Below are 16,699 nucleotides of genomic sequence, written 5' to 3'. Positions count from 1 at the left end.
ACGATGTCGATCTTCAAAAGATTTTTCCCGTTCGTGCGTCCTTATGTGGCGCGTATGATGCTGGCCGGGCTCCTGGTGAGCGGGGTTGCACTCATCAATCTCGCGTTGGTTCGGTTGGCCGGCACCCTTTGGGATATCATCACGGTTCAGCACGATGCCGATAAGATGACGCAATCGATCGGCCTGTTCCTGGTCCTGGTGATCCTACAGGGGTTCTGCTCGATGGGTCATAGCTATCTGACCGCATGGGTCTCTCAGGAAGTCGTCGCCGACTTTCGCAAGCACCTCTTCAGCCACCTGCAGACGCTGACGGTCAGCTTTTTTGCTCGGCGCCGTACGGGAGAGCTGCTCTCCCGATTGATGACCGATGTGACGGTGATCCAATCCATCGTGACAGAAGCCCCCATCGACGGGGTGAAACAACTCGTGACGTTCGTCGGCGGCATCACGTTCCTGCTCATGATGAATTGGCGCCTCTGCCTCCTGATCCTCATCCTGCTCCCATTACTGGTCCTGGTCGCCAAGATATTCGGTCGCAGGTTGAAATCCCTTTCCACCTCGATTCAAGACCAGACAGCCGCGCTCAGCACTCTCGTCGAAGAAGTGATTTCCGGCATTCGCATCGTCAAATCATTCGTCCAGACGCAACGGGAAAAGGCTCGTTTCGCGGATCAGGTCGATCACACGCTCCACCTCACACTCCGCCGAGCCGCCATCATGGCCGTCTTCATTCCGGTCATCAGCCTCCTGACGTTCTCATCGGCAACGGCGGTGCTGTGGTATGGAGGCAGACAAGTCATCGAGGGGGTCGTCACGCCCGGCGATCTGTTCGCCTTCGTCTTGTTCGCCGGCATCTTGATCGGTCCCTTCAGCTCGGCAGCCCGCGTGTTTGCGCAGGTCAAGGAAGCCCAAGGAGCGACGCAACGGGTCTTCGAAATTCTGGATGCTCAGCCGGACATTTGCGATCGGCCCGACGCCCAGACGCTGGTGACCGTCGATGGTCAGATGCGGGTGGAAAGCGTCAACTTCAGCTATGATGCTCGCCATCCGGTGCTGTCCAACCTGTCGTTCGAAGCCAAGCCGGGTGAACTGGTCGCGTTGGTAGGGCCGACCGGTGCCGGAAAGACTACCGTGGTCAACCTGCTTCACCGCTTCTACGATCCGACGGAAGGTCGCATCACGATCGACGGCAAAGACTTGCGCCAGGTGACCGTTGAGAGTTGGTACCGACAGATTGCGCTTGTCCCACAAGAAACGATCCTCTTTGGGGGCACCATCCTCGACAACATTCGCTACGGCGATATGGCAGCGAATGAAACCGCAGTATTGGAGGCGAGCCAGGCTGCGCATGCGCATGACTTCATCACCAGCTTGCCGGACGGGTATCAAACCTTGGTGGGCGAGAAGGGGGTCAACCTCTCAGGCGGACAACGCCAGCGAATTGCGATCGCTCGGGCGATTTTGAAGAATCCTCGCATTTTGTTACTGGACGAAGCCACCTCCTCGTTGGATACCGAATCAGAACGGCTGGTGCAGGAAGCCCTTCAACGACTCATGGAGGGTCGCACGACCTTCGTCGTCGCCCACCGGCTGTCGACCATCCAATCCGCGGACCGAATTCTGGTCTTGGACAAGGGGAAGTTGGTGGAAGAAGGCACCCACACCCAGTTGATGGCCCGCAACGGGCTGTACCACTACCTCTATACCATCCGCTTAAATGAGCCGGCTGTTTGACTCAATTGTTTCAAAAGGCGCTCATTCCAGATTTCTCAAATTTCAGGCTGCGGAAAAGCTCGACAGATGCCAACAATATAGCTGGAATTGTCCGCACGGTGCTAACGCCGGAATCCCTTCGGGATGCTCAAAAAGGCTGTCCAGCAAGGCAGCAGCAAGCGAAGAGGCCGAGGTTTACGCTCCGGTCCAAGGGCTCACCATGCCGTTTGTGTTGGCTACCTGGTTTCTACGGCTTTCCATCTTTAATTCCCGCCGCACCGGCTGACGCCATCACGCCGGAGGAGAATCTTGAGCGATATCGGTCTGCTCAGAACAGATAGATAACCTCCAATGACAGCGTCGATTGATAGCTGGTCGCGCGTGAACCGATTTGAAACACGTTCTGATTGGACTTGTCGTACCGATATTCCAGCCGGGTGATGAGGGATTTGAACGGCTTGTATTGTAATGTCGAGGTGACTTCCCAGAGGGTTTGAGCGACGGGCGGCGCTTGTGACGTCGAGGTGGCCCCGAAGCAGACGTTGGCTCTCGGCTGGTAAGCCGTCGTTCCTTCGCAGGTTACAAATCCGCCGGCATCCTCAAACAGTTCCCCGCGAAGCCGTACTCCCCATTGCTTGGTAAAATCATGGATCACATAGCCCGCCACTCCGTTCCACCGCGCATTGCCTGCCTCGCTGATCCTGCTGCTGTTCGCCTGATTCGCATAGTAAGACTCAAGGACGAACGAAGTCTGGTCTGTCGCCTGGAAGCTGGCAAATCCCCCGACCAACAGGAGATCCCCACCGGGCGTCCCGCTCATTCCAGGCCGCGGCCCGGCCAAGCCGTACATTGTCAGTTTGACCCGATCAAACGGACTGATGGTCAGAGCTGATTCCATCAATGAGTCATGTTGACTGTTTCCTCGCGCCGAGTTGATGTAGCCGATCACCCCGACCGACAGAGAGATCCGTTCCGTGATGTCATATGACAGCCGCCCTCCTCGAGTCGTAAACGGCTGCCCGAGGCCGAAGAGCCACGATCTCGAATAATTGGGATTATGCGGGCTTTCCACGACTTCGTAGCCGATCAAGGTATTGAACTGACCGAGTTGTATCGTGAGTCCCTTCCCAACCGGCGCCACATACTGCACATAGAATTCCTGGAAATCGGCCCAGGTGCTAAGCCCGACGCCACCGATGAAATCAGAATCGCGGCCGACATTGAACTTCACGCGAAACCCGGCGCGATCTTTCCAATTTCCGTCGGCTTTGGCTTCTCTCTCCAACACGAATTGCGCGAGATTCGGCCGAAACTGGTTCGAATTCACGTCGAAGATACGAAGCTGATTGATGTTATTGGAAGGATTACTGAAGTTCTGCGTATAAGAGCCCTCGAGATAGCCGTACAACCGCAATCCCAAGTCCTCCGAGAGCAGGCGCTTCGCGACAGCTCTCGGCGTGCCCTTGTGCCGGAGGGCGACGTGATCCAGCGTTTCGTCCCCTTCGCTCTCCGGTGTATCGGCCCGCGCCTCAACAAACGCGATCCCCCACATGAGGAACAGGGTTATTAGGATGACAGCTGGACAGCGCCGTAATATAGACGACCGAAAATAGACCACCGAGTCAGGAATTGTATCCTGCATAACCTACCGTGCCCGTTTCAGCCGGTACCTGTCCATCGCATCAGGCATGCCAAGATGATCAACCATGTCGGAAGGATTGCCCTTGGCACCGATGGCCCTCATGTCGGTCCGAGCATGTCATGCACAACAGTATCCCGTGATAATACCGCAGTCCCTCTTAGGCGAACTTGAATTCTACGCCCTTTCAGGGATCAGGCAGTGATTCACGACTTCGGTAGCGACATGCTGGACGGCACAAGCAGCGTTGCGTCTCCCAGCGAGCCTCTATGTCAGGCCATCACACGGCCTGCCATAGTACGCAACAGACTTAAGACGTTTTCCGGACAATCTCTCCTGCGGTGAAACTGGTAAAATGATGGTCTGCGCGGAATCGCCATGCCGGAACATGCCATCATCACCAAAGGAACTTGTTTCGCCCTTTTCGCATACGATGTCGGTCTCTCCATCAACCTGACTGATGCGGAGCCGCGGATCATCGCCGGGACGGAGCGAGGGCGCCTGCGCCATAAAACCAGGGCCCCTCAGTACTTCGAGTATCGACCGGCTCCCCTGCGACTCGTTCAGGAAGGAAGCGTGTTCGACATCGGTCAGTATCAGACCAGTTCGACGGTCGAAGCGATGGTGTACGACTTCGGGGCTGTGACCATCACCTATCGCTTCCCGATCGACGGATCGTTCGATCGGTTACTGGATCTGAGCGAGTCGCTCTACGAGCATGAACAACTTTTGGCCGATTCACGCACCCGCGTGGAACAGCTGCTCCAAGTGTTGGGCCCAGCAGTCGAGCGGCCGTCCATTGCGCAGGAGGTGGAAGATTACATTATTTTCTCGATTGAGTCTCATATGCCGGCGAGGCCGCCGTTATGGACGAGCAATGAAACCGACCTGGCTCATATTCTGCGCGCAGAGCGAGCCCCGTTTTCTGAACAAGAAGTGACGGACGCCGTTGCTTGCCGCATCTCGTTCGGTCAAGAGGATGCCGCGATCATCGACTGGCATTCAGCCGTCTTGTTCGGCAAGGAGATGGACGACGTCCGGGCGGTGCTGGAATTCGCCAACGTCGAGTTGCTGGAGATGCGGATCCTCGATGAACAGCTCGATCGTGCACTGGACGAAGGCTACGAGGCGTTGTCACGGAAGCCCCGTCTCTTATCATTGCCCGGCTTCCATGAAAAGGACATGACGCACATTGCGCAGCTTCAGGTAGACAGTGCGTTGATTTTTGAACGCGTCACCAACACCTTGAAGCTGCTGGGCGACCAGTATCTTGCGCGGGTCTATCGATTGGTCTCGCAGCGCTTTCACTTGGAGGCCTGGGACGCGAGCATTCTGCGCAAACTTCAGACTTTGGAAAGCATTTACGGCAAGATGACGGATCGTGCCGGCACCAGACGGATGGAAGTGCTTGAGTGGATTATCATCATTTTGATCACGCTTTCCATCGCCCTTCCATTTCTGCCGATAGGGGTCGGCCACTGAGCGTCTCATGTCCTGTCATCACGCGACAGCTTGTAGACGATTGGGGAACCGATACACATCGATTTCCTTGGAATATGAAGACGGCTGATGCCCTTTCCCCTTTGGTCCGATTCTTCTGCATAGCCGGCCTTTCTCTGACTTTGACGTTTTCACCCGCCGTCACTGCAGCAGACTCTCAATCAGAGGTCTCGTTATGGTTCGAATCTGGTCTGGCCGTGGCGACCAGCCAACTGAGCGGGCGGAGGGAAATCGCGTTGGGTGCTCAGGAAAGCGTGAGCAGTTCGGGCACGAATGGTATCAACGGCATGGTGGTGACATCTCGTCGACTCCTAGGGTTTTCAAGCCGCGCCCTCACATGGACCAAAATTGAACTGGACGTGAACGAAACAGTCCTCGAACGGAAGATCCTCCCAAGCTTCAGCCTCATCAGGACGGATCGGCATGTGTACGGTTTTCGCGGCGTCAACGGTCTCTGGCTCGAAGAAACGTTAGGCGTGCGGGAAAAAGTGAATCGCTTCCACAGCAACGACTATGGAGCGGTCTTCATCACCAATGAGCGAATGATCGGATTCACGCCGCTTCTCGGCGGCTTTGCGTCGAAGCCGTTGGACGTGCATGAGCGCATCGTCGGCGTGGAGAATGACAACGGGCTCATACTCGTTTCCACCACAAAGCGCACGCTGGTCCTGGGCAGTCGCTTGAGTGGATGGGAAGAATTCGAGTGACCGCAACCATGTTTGCTCCCTAATAGACTGTGGAAAAACGCGATTTGCGTGCTTCGACGGGCTCAGCACGAACGGACAACTTCAGTAAATTCAATGACTACACCGTTCATCCTGAGGCTCTCGAAGGTTGAACGGAGGAGTTTTCCGCAACCTGCTAAAGCCGTGTAAGGATAGTTCTCCTCCCTTCAGATTTTACCGGTTTGTAACATCCTCCTAACCCCGACGCAACATATCCTCGATAGGCTTGATGTCAAATCACAAATAACAAACAGGAGGATCAGTATGATCACAGTCGGCAACTTGATGCACAAGGAACCGGTGACAGTGGATGCAGGCACGTCGGTCGTCGAAGCGGCGAAACTCATGAAAGCCTGCAACGTCGAAAGTCTGTTGGTAAGGCGCCAAACGCAGATCATCGGCATCGTAACGGAATCGGATGTCGTCAGAAAATTCGTGGGAGTCGAGAAAGCGCCCTACTTCGTGCCGGTGGAGGATATCATGAGCAGTCCTGTGCCCGGCATCGAAGAGCGGCGGCCGCTGACGGAAGCCGCCGACCTTATGGATAAGCATCGCACTCTCCACCTCGGCGTGACTAAAGGAGGGACACTCATCGGCCTGCTGTCGGTTCGGGATTTTCTCCGACCGGTGTCCCTCGACGCCTTCTAACAGCCTTACCTTGCCTGAGCCGCGCCTACGAAGCTAGGCAGCCCTTCGCCTCCATGTCGCCGGTTGCACGGGCGAACTGCCCTCCTATTCCCTGACCACCCCCTGACTTGCATTTCTCTCTCCCCTGCGTTGACACTTATAGGGTGGGTCGGCTCTGCCATGAGAATTCCACGATGACTCGGTCGGACACCCATCTCGCGCCTCTTTACCGCTCAGGTTCGATGTCGTCGCAGACCGAGCATGAACTCAAGCTGGCCGTTGCTCCCGGCTTTCGCATGCCTCGGCTTCCCGGCACGCCGCTCCCTCGGCGGCAGTTGATCTCCACCTATTACGACACCGCCGCCTACGACTTGGCCCATGCAAAGATTACCCTTCGCCATAGAATCGAAAAGGGGAAGAAGTCATGGCAGCTGAAAATTCCGTTGGGCGATGATCGGCAGGAGATAGAGGTGATCGACGGCGAGGCCGTTCCACCGCCCTCGCTACGCGGCTTGCTGATTCTCCACCTTGGACATCGGAAACTGCTGCCGGTCGCGACGCTGCGCGCCTGGAGAAGAGGCTTCCTGGTGCGTCATGGCCGAATACCCGTCGCGGAGATCAGCCTCGACCGAGTGTCAGTCGACAAGAACGACCGCACCACCCAGCGCTTTCACGAACTTGAAATCGAACAACGGCGGGGCGACGAGGCCTCGCTTCGTTCCCTCGAACAGCAAATGCGGGAAGCCGGTGCTTCTGATCATGATGGACAGCCAAAGTTCTTTCGTGCCCTCTCCCTCGCAGCTCCCATGCCACCTGCGCAGCCTCAACCGGACGCGCCGGTGGTTGAGTACATAAAGTGGGCGCTCGCTCAGCACGTCGTATGGCTCCTCGCCCATGATCCCGGCACGAGGCTTGGAACTGAGCCTGAGAGCCTGCATCAACTGCGTGTCGCGACGAGACGCCTGCGCGTGGTCCTCTGCACAGCTCGACCGATTCTTCTCCCCGAGTGGGTGACGTCGTTGCAACAGGAGCTCAAGTGGCTGAGCGAGCTGTTGGGACAGGCCCGCGATCTTGACGTCCAGATCGCCTATTTCACGGAAGAATCTGCTGGATTGGCGGCTGGAGATCGCAAACTGTTGGACCAATTTATTTCTCATCTTCACACACGACGAGTAGCCGTTCAGCAGATGGTGCTCAGCGAACTCACGAGCGCTCGATACTTCGAACTCATCCGGCGGCTGCAACAAGCGGCGCAGGCCCCCTCGGTGGTGGAATCTCCCCTGACGGTCCGTCAGCTCGCCAAGCGAACGTTCAAAAAACTGCGCAAGGCGATCTGCCGACTAGGTCCCTTGCCGTCAGACACCCGACTTCATAAGATCCGCATTAAGACCAAACGCGCCCGCTATGCGACGGACCTCGCACGCAGCTCGGCGGACAAACCAGCCAGCCGGTTTATCAAGTCCGCGCGTGCGCTCCAGGATCTCCTGGGCATCCATCAGGATGCGATCCAAGCGGAACGTTACGTCCGACAGTTTCTGAGGTATTCGACGAGTGTCCGCGCCGGATTTCTCGCAGGACGCATGGCCGAGCGGCAGCGCCACCGGCGAGACACCATCCGCAAGGACATGAAGCCGCTGTTCAAAACGTTACTGAAACGGGGGAAGAAGGCCTGGGGATGAAGGGGAAGATAGTTGTCCGCAGAGCAGTCACTTCATCAGCGAAGAACACCCCCATTGTCCCCGTCGGCGTTGACTGGAAAAGGCAAGGATCATACTAGATCACGGGAATTACCGACGATCGATCAACTTCGACCAACGTGTGGGTTTGAAGAACCTGCTCGACTACTGGCCAGTGACGACCGAGCAACGCACTCAAGTCCTGAGCGGATATGTTGCCTGTCTTGATCAATAGCAATTTCCAGGGACGTCCGTGTAACACATGGGAAAATACGAAATCCGAGCCTTTGGAGACCACGACCCGCTGCTCTCTCACGGATATCTCGCTGATAACCGAATCTTTCGTGTGATTGCCAGCCGAGAGATTCAACGTGTGAATCGCATCATGTCCACGTTCTGAGAGAAGAATGCAGAGACGGCGTGGGAGGTGCGCATCAAGGAGAAATTTCACTTCAAGGCCAGGTGAACACTTTTGGCCGCCAGCATCTTTCGGGAAAACTCTAGGCAGGCCAAAATATCATCTCGCTCCAAATCAGGAAACTCAGCCAACACCTGCTCCACGGAATCTCCCCCAGCCAGATATTCAAGAATGCTTTCCACGGGATACCGCAAGCCACGAATGCAGGGCTTCCCATGACAGAGCTCTGGATCGACCGTGATACGTGAAAGTAGATTGTCGCGAGACATGCGGCTATTGTACAGCTCCTGCCCAGCGATGCCAAGGTAATGATATGCGCCCGCTATGCGGTAGAGCTCGCCTAAAGCATGGTTGGTAAACCCGCGACCCGGTTCATGAAGGTGGCTCGGGGATTCAGGATCTGTTGGGTCTACATCAAGATGCAGTGCAAGGGAAACGTCACATCCAGCAGTTCGTCAAGTTCTCGACCAGCGTTCGAGCGCCATTCGTCGCAGGACGCATGGTCGAACGTCAGAGCCAACGCTGCCACCACATCCGCAAGGACATGAAACCGCTGTTCAAAGCCTTGCTCACTCGGGGCAAGAAGGCATGGGGATGAAGGGAATAGAGGCGCTGTCAGTCAAACCGATCGATCACGTGGGCAAATGGGGCCAACAATGTCGTTCGCTCCCCATCGTCAACGACGAGGTCCGGTGAGGCATTCCCGAAGCTGGTGACATGGTAAAGGATTTCTGGAAAATCGAGACGTAGCGGTCGCGCGGGCGATGCTCGAGACCATCTCTGCGATGTTGAAGAACCAAAACGTGTTTCGTCCAATGGCGAGGACGGCGGGAATCACCGCTTAGTCCACGGGCATACACACCCGTGAGACTCGTGGACGGATCGGATCGCGAAAACGGCCAGGTACGGCCACTTCAGACACTTTTTCATAGGTGACCCTATTCTTCCACTCGAACTCGCTCCGTTCGTCGTGAGGCCCCCGAAGGATGAACGGAGAGTTCTTCCGCAGCCCGCTAGGCGACCGATACAACCGGCGCCTGCCGCGGTTGGAGCACCATGCGGATGCCACCTTTCGGTCGCAAGGTCACGAAGAATTCAGGCTCGACAGTCTTTTGATCCAGTTGCAGATTATAGCGGCGACCGATCAAGGCCAGCAGGAGCGGCCCTTCAACCGATGCGAAATGAAGTCCCACGCAGGCGCGCGGTCCTGCGCCAAAGGGGAGATAGGCATAACGAGCAGCCGGTCGCTCGCCGTCCAGCCATCGCTCCGGCAGAAATTGTTCGGGGTCCGGCCAAAAGGCTGGGTGTCTATGCAGATTGTATGTACTCATCATGATGAGTGCGCCGGCATGTAGCGTTAATCCCCCGACAGTGGTGCTGGTTGCCGCCTTGCGCTGTAGGTGAGAGTGTGACACCATGGCGTCACGGGAGGGAACCGGTCTGTGCCAAGGCATAGGAGAGCCTGGACTCGACGGCGATCGAGGCTCCTGCGCCAATTGTGTGCGAAGAATTTTCACCGGGGAATCTGAAAACTCCCGATTTAGCACTTGACTGTCAGCGGAGACAGTTGCTGACCCCATCTTATAGCTTGAGTTCGATACCAGAGATCGTCCTCTTTCCTGGCACATCACTTCTGAGCGAAACGCTTTGTCACATAGTCTGGTGTGGGTGCATTGTTAGCTTGAGCAGCCTTGAGGAGGTTCTCGTATGAAACAACGAAGATGGTCTTCGTGCTGTCGCCAGACAGAGCCGCATTAATCGTTGCCATCCTATCGTAGTTTGACGAGAGAATCGTAGTCTTCTTCACGGCCTCATTGGTGCCAAGTGTTGGCTTCCATAACTCGAGACCGTATCTCTGCAGAAGAAGTCCTGCAATCGCCGCTCGTATTCGATCAATGTCTGCTTCCATTGCTTTCTCGATGACAGCTCCGGCTGAGCAATGGAGTAAAGAGCCCGTTTGCTGTGCCGCCAGCGAAGGACTATTCATAGTAGTTGTCACATCAAGGCATGCCTTATCAACTGCGACACTAGCGAACAGGTCAAATACTGCACTTGTGTCACCGTCAAGAGCGTAGGTCAAAACCTTGCTCCAGGTGTCAACGTCGATCACGTAAGCCATATCAGACTCTTCGAGCCTTTGACCATCGCCTTCGTAGGCATTCAAAATGTTCTTCGCCGCAGGCAGTCCGGCCTTGGCAGCGGCGCGAAGCCATCGCAATCCTTCTGCCCTGTTCTGAGACACGCTCTCACCTCTCACATACATATATCCCACGCTCATCATTCCTTCAGGCAATCCTCTATTAGCAGCTTCGCTGAACCATGAAAATGCCATGCTAAAATCACCGCGCCTATAGTAATAGGCTCCAACATTGTATATAGCTCCAAGATCACCAATCTGAGCTGCTCTAGTCCACCACTTTATAGCCTCTTCCCAATCTTCGGGAACCCCAATGCCTTTGCTGTATAAAGCGCCCAAATCGGACATAGCCTTGGGGTATCCTAGTCCGGCAGCTTTACTCAACAGTTCAAGCCCTTCTCGCACTTGGCCAGCACTGAAATGAGACGAGGCTTTGTGATAGAGAGCTTCCGGAGCGATGCTATCATTATCGATGTCCATCGAATTTCGTTCAGGAGAAGCGATACCTGCAGAAGGATTCGCTTGTAACGCACTGTTCGGATGCGATGTAACTAAAACACGGTCTAAAATATAATCGACTACAAATGCAGTAAAGGCTAATATTATAGTGATATAAATTATGGTTTTCATTGTCGTCCACCTCATTCTCCGTGCGGCTACAAGTTGATTGGAGAACTTAGTATGCTGTTGATTGATTCCGGCTGTCTCAATTTCTGCATTGTCCGTTTCTCACTGTGGAGCCGCAAACGTGACATTGCCCATAGTCTAGGCCCGAGTACAGTGAGCCGCTGTAAAAAGGTCAAGAGTCGGCTTGATCGATTTTGCGGTAACAGATTTCTGAGTCAAACCGACACTGTGTGACATATTAAGTCTTGAGTTTTGCAGATCGAGATAGAAAGTCACGTCCTTGCCCCCTCACAGTCACACTAATTATCCAAGCTGTATTCGTCATGATACTCACACTATCGCTATGGTGTTGGGCGTAGGATGCAACCTCTTTCCATAGGTCCGAGCACGATCTGGACTTGTCTTTGCCAGCCAACATACCAGGGGTTGCATCATGGATTTCGCGCAATTTCACGCCACACCACAGCGTCTCGAGGCAGGCTTGCAGGAAGCGTTGCCTCACCTCCCACCAAGAGCGGAACATAGTTACTGGGCACTACGAAGGCCGCGATCCTTGTCGCAAATTGGTCGATCCCTCCTGTGGTGATATCCGTCATCCAGCTTCCGTCAAACTGAATCGTTGTCAGCGGCTCTGAAAATGTGGGCTTCGTCCACCATCCCGACACGTAAATATAAACGGCAACCTTATAAGCTGATGGATCAACATGAAGCACCTGTCCTGTCAAATTGGCAAAGGTCCCATATTGGGGAACTTGAAGAAATTCGATTGTGGGAGACCCGGGTCCGCCTGGAATTCCACCGCCGGTCCAGTTGTTCGGCATTGACTTTCCGTTGAAGACATCCTCCATTCCTGTTTTGAGTACACCCTCTTTATCCCAGATTCCCCAATGAGCACCCTGAGGGCCTTCGTAGGCAGATTTCCACTTCTCATCGAACGCTTCGAAATAGAAGTAGGTCACGTTCTCCTGCGTGGCCCAAGAGGAAAAATTCAAAAAGAAGAACGCCGCATTGATGGGTGATGGCACAGCATTCCCGATCGTATTCCCTTCACTTGGCCAGCCTGTTTCGCTGACGAAAACCTCCTTGCCGTTCGCTGCAGCAACCACCCTCATGTAGTGATGATGAATCGCGGCCACTGCCGAGTCCACCTTGATGCCGGACCAGTACGGATAGAAGTTGGCCAATACGACATCAACGGCTTGAATGACATTGGGATGTGCTAACAATTCAGAGTAGACATCTGCATAGGTTACGCGGATTCCCGGTACCGCCTGCTTCACTCGCGCAATATAGTCGAGCAGGGTGTTTTCAGGTAAATCCTTCCTGAGCAAGACCTCGCTGCCAACGATCAGGAGGTCTGCATCACCTGCTTTTGCGGATGCAATCAAGCTACCGAGTTCCCGTTCGTTCGCAGCCAGATCTTTACTCAGCCATGCCCCAAGTGCTGTCCTGAGACCCAACACACGTGCCACCGCGCCACTTTTTTCAAGGCCGTTAGTACTGCCAAAGGTACGAATCCAGTTCGTGTAGGATACGATCAAACGCATCCGTTGAGTCAATTGTTCTTCAGTGACCTGGGAACCTCGATTGGGGTCTTGGCCATCCACAAATGGGCTGAAATTCACCCCGGAAATCTTTACTAAAGGGGTAGGGGCGGGGGAAGATGAAGGCGCACCGTTATCACCATCGCTACATCCTCCAATTACCAGTAACAATGCTGCAAGGTAGTATGCCTTGAACTTAAGTCCTTCCATGGCGACACCCTCCCAGTTGATGACCTGATCAATATGCCTGCCGCATTTTTGTCTGGAGTAGCGCGTTCTGGCAAGAAGCTGCCTCTCAGTTTTGCTACAGTTCTTTTCCACAGTTGAGCGGTACAGTAGAGGGTTTGACACAGCTAGCGTAAGTCCCTAGAGTTACTGCGCCGTGAAGGGGACTGTCATGAAGACACATGAAGACAGGAACTCAGTCAAGCACTACAGCTTGAGGTATGAAGTGGCCGATCTGTTCTTCGAACAAAAGTGCACTCCTAAGGAAATCGGGAAGCGACTCAATATTTCACGAGAGCGGGTGTATCCACTTCTGAAGGCTCTGTTCGACAATGGCGAAGTGATTTACCTTCCACCATCAGATCATATTCTGGAGAAATCTCTAGAGGCTAAGTTTACCCTACGACCTGGTAGTGTGACTGTGGTAGACACCGGACGTGTAACATCGCCGGATGCTTTCGCTGCACGTGTTGCGGATAGGGCCTTTCGAGAAATCAAGGACATTTCTCAGCAAAAAAGGGGGGCAGACATAGGTTTGGGGCTTGGTCCTGGAGCCGCTACCTTGAAAGTTGCCGAGCGGCTTGGCGCTATGATGCGGTCAGATCCAGACGCTCCAAGGCTCAATCTTGTTGGGATCAGCTCAGCGTGTATTGCCAGCAAGCCGGAATATTCCTGCACATCTTTCTTTAACCTGTTTCCGAGTTCACACGTAGTAAGTTCTGTTGGACTTTTTGCCGAACCAATCGTACCAACCCATGCATTCGACAACCTAAAGAAGCGGCCTGGAGTTGCAGAGGCGTTTGCGGCTAAGTCAAGTGTTAACGTTGTGATCACGTCCATGGGGGACGTCACAGATGAGCACGATCTCCTCGGAATGCTTCTTACTCAAGCAGGATATATCTCGGATAAGGAGAAGCCGACCCAATGGGTTGGCAACGTGATGTACCGTCCATATACGGTAGTCGGGCCTGTGCATGAAGCGGCGAATTCTCCACGTGCAGTGACGCTTTTTGAACTTGAAGACTTTGTGGAAATGAGCAGACAGAAGGAGAAGCGTGTGATCCTCATCGCCCGCCCATGTGGTGGCTGCCAACAATTGAAGGATAAGGCCTTGCGCCCATTACTTCAAAATGTAGATCTGCGGGTGTGGAGTGATCTAATTGTTGATCAACAAACTGCTGCTGCACTTGTGAGGGAAGGGACTAGCCTGTCCGGAAAAGCTAAGGCCACGCGGCTCCAAAAGAGGTGAGACGAGATCGTACAGCTATCAAGACCTTGGTTTTGACATGTGTATTGTCAGATGTATTTAAGGTGGGGGATAAAGATCTGAGTAGCAATCAATCGGGAGGTCTGTAGCGAACAATAAAATAAATAACATGAACAGGGGCAGATCTTGTATCATCCATGACCAACTCTGCCTGTCGACGGCTGGCCGTCGCATCATATATGCCAAGATGATCCACCATTTCAGCAAAGAGTATCCATGGCGACGATAGGCATCGAGCTTAATTCCGTTGAGGGCATGCGCGACGCCATCGCCTGATACGCCGGTTTTGTTCAGGTTGAGTGGCCACAGGAGGCAGAACAAGCCATCGCTGCTGCAGGGTAAACGAACTACTGCTGAGAAGTCTGAACGGAAGTGCCGCTTACTTCACTTTGGAGAAATCGGCGGGCATTCTGATCTCCTTGCCGTCTTGCAGATTGACGACGAACACCCACGATGCAGCGGGGTCGAACTGTTCATAGGCAAAGAGCGCAGTGAACCGTGACCTGAAGGCAGGGCCACTGCTTTCGTTCTTCGGCCCCCGTTCGGCCTTGCCGATGTCGATCGGCCTGATCCGCTTCGATCCTTGCTGCAATTCGATCAATGCGCCCTCGGCGAAATACTCGTCATCGTCGCACAGCTGCACTTCCATTTCCATGTTGGGCATGTCCATCACTTTCTGGATGAACTCCTCGGGCATGCGCGCGTCCGTCTTCCGCTGCTTCGATTCAGCCGCCTTCTGGCGACCAAAGGCTTCCAGTCGGCATCGCTTGGTGTGAAGGACACGAGTGAATCTTCGGGTCGGACCTTGAATTGTGCATTCTCTTCCTGCTTAGGATTCACGATGTATTCGATCTGTTTGGTGCAAGTCCAGCCCCTCTTTTCTTTGCGCTGTCCGCACAGACCAGCCACGTACTTTTATAGACAATCAAGAATTCTGCCTTCCACCTTCTGGAACGCTTGTGCCATACTCCCAGGCTACGTAGTTCGACCTGTTGCGAGGTCTCACTGTGCTTCTCGTGCTCTTCCTCCTCGTGGCGCTGTGGCAGGGAACCGCGCCCAGCATGGCTCGTAGCGACGAGTCGCCTGCTTCAACTGTGCCTCGCACCCTCATCCAGAATGCCGGGCTCCTCATCACGATGGATCCTACGGTCGGTGAAGGCCCATTGGGGACACTCGCGAACGCGGACCTGCTCTTCGCTGGAGATTCAATCGTCGCGGTGGGGAAGGGACTTTCCGCCGCCGATGCGACAGTGATAGACGCGACCGGGGCAATTGTGCTGCCAGGGTTCGTGGACCTCCATAACCACCTCGTCCAGTCCGTCATCCGAGGTGGTTGTTCAGATCAAGATCTCCTGGGTTGGCTCAAGGACTGCACCTGGCCGGCCTATCGAGCACTCACATCGGAAGATGTCTACGCTGCTGTCCGCCTGAGCACGCTGGACCTGATCGGGACCGGCGTCACGACGGTCGTCGACTGGGCCGGCGGATTGAAGTTCGATGTCGCGCATGAGTACGTGCGCGCACTGCAGGAATCGGGCTTGCGGTTCGTATATGCCCCGACACCGAGAAAGGACGAACGACCTCTGCTGAAGCGTCTGTATGAGGACCTCATCCGACCAAATCCTTTGGCGACACTCCAACTTGCCGGGACCCCCGGAATGCAGAACCTGACCTCTCTGATGGAGGCAGCCCAGCTCGCTCGTGAGTGGGACGTAAAACTCAATGTTCACCTGCTCGAGCATATCAAACAACGCGACAGCGAGCCGATTCAGTCATTGGAACAATCAGGGGCGTTGGATCTACGCGGGAACCTGCTGGTGAACCATGCGATTCATCTGACCGATGAAGAGATCATCTTGCTCGCCAACCACGACGTCCGGGTCGCACACAATCCATTGAGCAACATGAGACTGGCCTCGGGGATTATCCGTCTACCCGATCTGCATGCGGCTGGGTTAAAGGTCGGTCTGGGCCTAGACGGATCCACCAACGATACCAGTGACATGTTCAACGACATGCGGGCCGCCGTGGGGCTCCAGCGGGCGAAGACGCGACGGGCAGACATCTATCCGACGGTGGCGGATGTGCTGCGCATGGCCACTCTTGGCGGCGCAGAGGCCCTGGACCTCGGCGACCGCATCGGCTCGCTCACGCCCGGCAAGAAAGCGGATCTCATGATTATCGACCCGAGTGGCGTGAACTTCGCCCCGAGGTTTGACTGGGTCAGCCAGCTCGTTTTTAACACGCAACCGTCCAACGTTACATTCGTCTTTGTCGATGGCCGAGCCCTCAAGGCCAACGGACAGTTCATCGGCTTGTCGAGGATGGAGGTGGTCAAGGCAGCCGAAGCCTCGGCGGCTCGCCTACGGGACGTCGTCCGGGCGCCCCGTAAGTGAGTGGCACGAAGGGTTTTCAAGCTATGTTTACATCTATCCACCAGTGCTCCGTCTTGCCCCATATGCCTCGGCGCGATCTCCTGGTCCCGCATAGGCCGGGTCGATGACAGAAACAGGGTGGTCTGGTGCCTAAAGGATTTCTGACATCATTTCACAATCTTGTGGTCTGTCAGAAGTCGATTGCATTCATCACGTACCGAGGAGG

General features: G+C 54.9%; 14 protein-coding genes. 8 read left to right on the top strand and 6 right to left on the bottom strand.

Features of this window, described 5'->3' with window-relative positions:
* Positions 1-54 precede the first annotated feature (54 nt).
* Complete coding sequence (locus P0119_03035) at positions 55-1,734, top strand: ABC transporter ATP-binding protein (protein MDF0665030.1); 1,680 nt, start codon at positions 55-57, stop codon at positions 1,732-1,734.
* A gap of 307 nt (positions 1,735-2,041) precedes the next feature.
* On the opposite strand, the gene P0119_03030 is transcribed toward P0119_03035, so the two are convergent.
* The gene (locus P0119_03030; GenBank protein ID MDF0665029.1) at positions 2,042-3,355 is read right to left on the bottom strand and encodes an outer membrane beta-barrel protein; all 1,314 of its coding nucleotides are present in this window, start codon (positions 3,353-3,355) and stop codon (positions 2,042-2,044) included.
* 375 nt (positions 3,356-3,730) lie between these two features.
* On the opposite strand from P0119_03030, the gene P0119_03025 reads away from it, so the two are divergent.
* The 4 genes from P0119_03025 (at position 3,731) to P0119_03010 (ending at position 7,883) form a co-directional block, all read left to right on the top strand.
* Positions 3,731-4,834: a hypothetical protein gene (locus P0119_03025; GenBank protein ID MDF0665028.1), complete on the top strand. Its 1,104-nt coding sequence runs from the start codon at positions 3,731-3,733 to the stop codon at positions 4,832-4,834.
* A gap of 74 nt (positions 4,835-4,908) precedes the next feature.
* Entirely contained in the window at positions 4,909-5,559 is a 651-nt protein-coding gene (locus tag P0119_03020) for a hypothetical protein (GenBank protein MDF0665027.1), read from the top strand.
* 282 nt (positions 5,560-5,841) lie between these two features.
* On the top strand, positions 5,842-6,225 hold the full coding sequence (locus tag P0119_03015; GenBank protein MDF0665026.1) for a CBS domain-containing protein: 384 nt from the start codon (positions 5,842-5,844) through the stop codon (positions 6,223-6,225).
* A gap of 173 nt (positions 6,226-6,398) precedes the next feature.
* Positions 6,399-7,883: a CYTH and CHAD domain-containing protein gene (locus tag P0119_03010; GenBank protein MDF0665025.1), complete on the top strand. Its 1,485-nt coding sequence runs from the start codon at positions 6,399-6,401 to the stop codon at positions 7,881-7,883.
* Positions 7,884-8,327: 444 nt separating this feature from the next.
* Here P0119_03010 and P0119_03005 read toward each other — a convergent pair whose 3' ends face one another.
* Positions 8,328-8,567 carry a DUF433 domain-containing protein gene (locus P0119_03005; protein ID MDF0665024.1) on the bottom strand — a complete coding sequence of 80 codons (240 nt, stop codon included), beginning with the start codon at positions 8,565-8,567 and terminating at the stop codon, positions 8,328-8,330.
* Between the two features lie 134 nt (positions 8,568-8,701).
* Here P0119_03005 and P0119_03000 point away from each other — a divergent pair, with 134 nt between their 5' ends.
* Positions 8,702-8,896, top strand: coding sequence for a hypothetical protein (locus P0119_03000; GenBank protein ID MDF0665023.1), 195 nt, complete (start codon positions 8,702-8,704; stop codon positions 8,894-8,896).
* Positions 8,897-9,311: 415 nt separating this feature from the next.
* Here P0119_03000 and P0119_02995 read toward each other — a convergent pair whose 3' ends face one another.
* From P0119_02995 to P0119_02985, 3 genes are all read right to left on the bottom strand, one after another.
* Positions 9,312-9,716, bottom strand: a complete 405-nt coding sequence (locus tag P0119_02995; GenBank protein ID MDF0665022.1) for a cytochrome P450 — start codon at positions 9,714-9,716, stop codon at positions 9,312-9,314.
* A 209-nt stretch (positions 9,717-9,925) separates the two neighbouring features.
* On the bottom strand, positions 9,926-11,065 hold the full coding sequence (locus tag P0119_02990; GenBank protein MDF0665021.1) for a tetratricopeptide repeat protein: 1,140 nt from the start codon (positions 11,063-11,065) through the stop codon (positions 9,926-9,928).
* A 428-nt stretch (positions 11,066-11,493) separates the two neighbouring features.
* The gene (locus tag P0119_02985; protein MDF0665020.1) at positions 11,494-12,816 is read right to left on the bottom strand and encodes a glycosyl hydrolase family 17 protein; all 1,323 of its coding nucleotides are present in this window, start codon (positions 12,814-12,816) and stop codon (positions 11,494-11,496) included.
* A 187-nt stretch (positions 12,817-13,003) separates the two neighbouring features.
* Between P0119_02985 and P0119_02980 the strand changes: the two genes are divergently transcribed.
* Positions 13,004-14,080 (top strand): hypothetical protein, encoded by a 1,077-nt coding sequence (locus tag P0119_02980; protein ID MDF0665019.1) that lies wholly within the window; start codon positions 13,004-13,006, stop codon positions 14,078-14,080.
* Between the two features lie 397 nt (positions 14,081-14,477).
* Here P0119_02980 and P0119_02975 read toward each other — a convergent pair whose 3' ends face one another.
* The gene (locus P0119_02975; GenBank protein ID MDF0665018.1) at positions 14,478-14,795 is read right to left on the bottom strand and encodes a hypothetical protein; all 318 of its coding nucleotides are present in this window, start codon (positions 14,793-14,795) and stop codon (positions 14,478-14,480) included.
* A 310-nt stretch (positions 14,796-15,105) separates the two neighbouring features.
* On the opposite strand from P0119_02975, the gene P0119_02970 reads away from it, so the two are divergent.
* The gene (locus P0119_02970) at positions 15,106-16,494 is read left to right on the top strand and encodes an amidohydrolase family protein (GenBank protein ID MDF0665017.1); all 1,389 of its coding nucleotides are present in this window, start codon (positions 15,106-15,108) and stop codon (positions 16,492-16,494) included.
* Positions 16,495-16,699: the final 205 nt, after the last annotated feature.

It is taken from the genome of Nitrospira sp. (assembly GCA_029194665.1).
GTDB lineage: Bacteria > Nitrospirota > Nitrospiria > Nitrospirales > Nitrospiraceae > Nitrospira_D.
Note: the sequence above shows the minus strand (reverse complement) of the source record. Positions and strands in the feature narration are given on the sequence as shown.

Coding starts and splice junctions, on each gene's coding strand:
- P0119_03035 (MDF0665030.1), top strand. CDS start 55: ATGATGCTGGCCGGGCTCCTGGTGAGCGGGGTTGCACTCATCAATCTC.
- P0119_03030 (MDF0665029.1), bottom strand. CDS start 3,355: ATGCAGGATACAATTCCTGACTCGGTGGTCTATTTTCGGTCGTCTATA.
- P0119_03025 (MDF0665028.1), top strand. CDS start 3,731: ATGCCGGAACATGCCATCATCACCAAAGGAACTTGTTTCGCCCTTTTC.
- P0119_03020 (MDF0665027.1), top strand. CDS start 4,909: ATGAAGACGGCTGATGCCCTTTCCCCTTTGGTCCGATTCTTCTGCATA.
- P0119_03015 (MDF0665026.1), top strand. CDS start 5,842: ATGATCACAGTCGGCAACTTGATGCACAAGGAACCGGTGACAGTGGAT.
- P0119_03010 (MDF0665025.1), top strand. CDS start 6,399: ATGACTCGGTCGGACACCCATCTCGCGCCTCTTTACCGCTCAGGTTCG.
- P0119_03005 (MDF0665024.1), bottom strand. CDS start 8,567: ATGTCTCGCGACAATCTACTTTCACGTATCACGGTCGATCCAGAGCTC.
- P0119_02995 (MDF0665022.1), bottom strand. CDS start 9,716: ATGGTGTCACACTCTCACCTACAGCGCAAGGCGGCAACCAGCACCACT.
- P0119_02990 (MDF0665021.1), bottom strand. CDS start 11,065: ATGAAAACCATAATTTATATCACTATAATATTAGCCTTTACTGCATTT.
- P0119_02985 (MDF0665020.1), bottom strand. CDS start 12,816: ATGGAAGGACTTAAGTTCAAGGCATACTACCTTGCAGCATTGTTACTG.
- P0119_02980 (MDF0665019.1), top strand. CDS start 13,004: ATGAAGACACATGAAGACAGGAACTCAGTCAAGCACTACAGCTTGAGG.
- P0119_02975 (MDF0665018.1), bottom strand. CDS start 14,795: ATGCCCGAGGAGTTCATCCAGAAAGTGATGGACATGCCCAACATGGAA.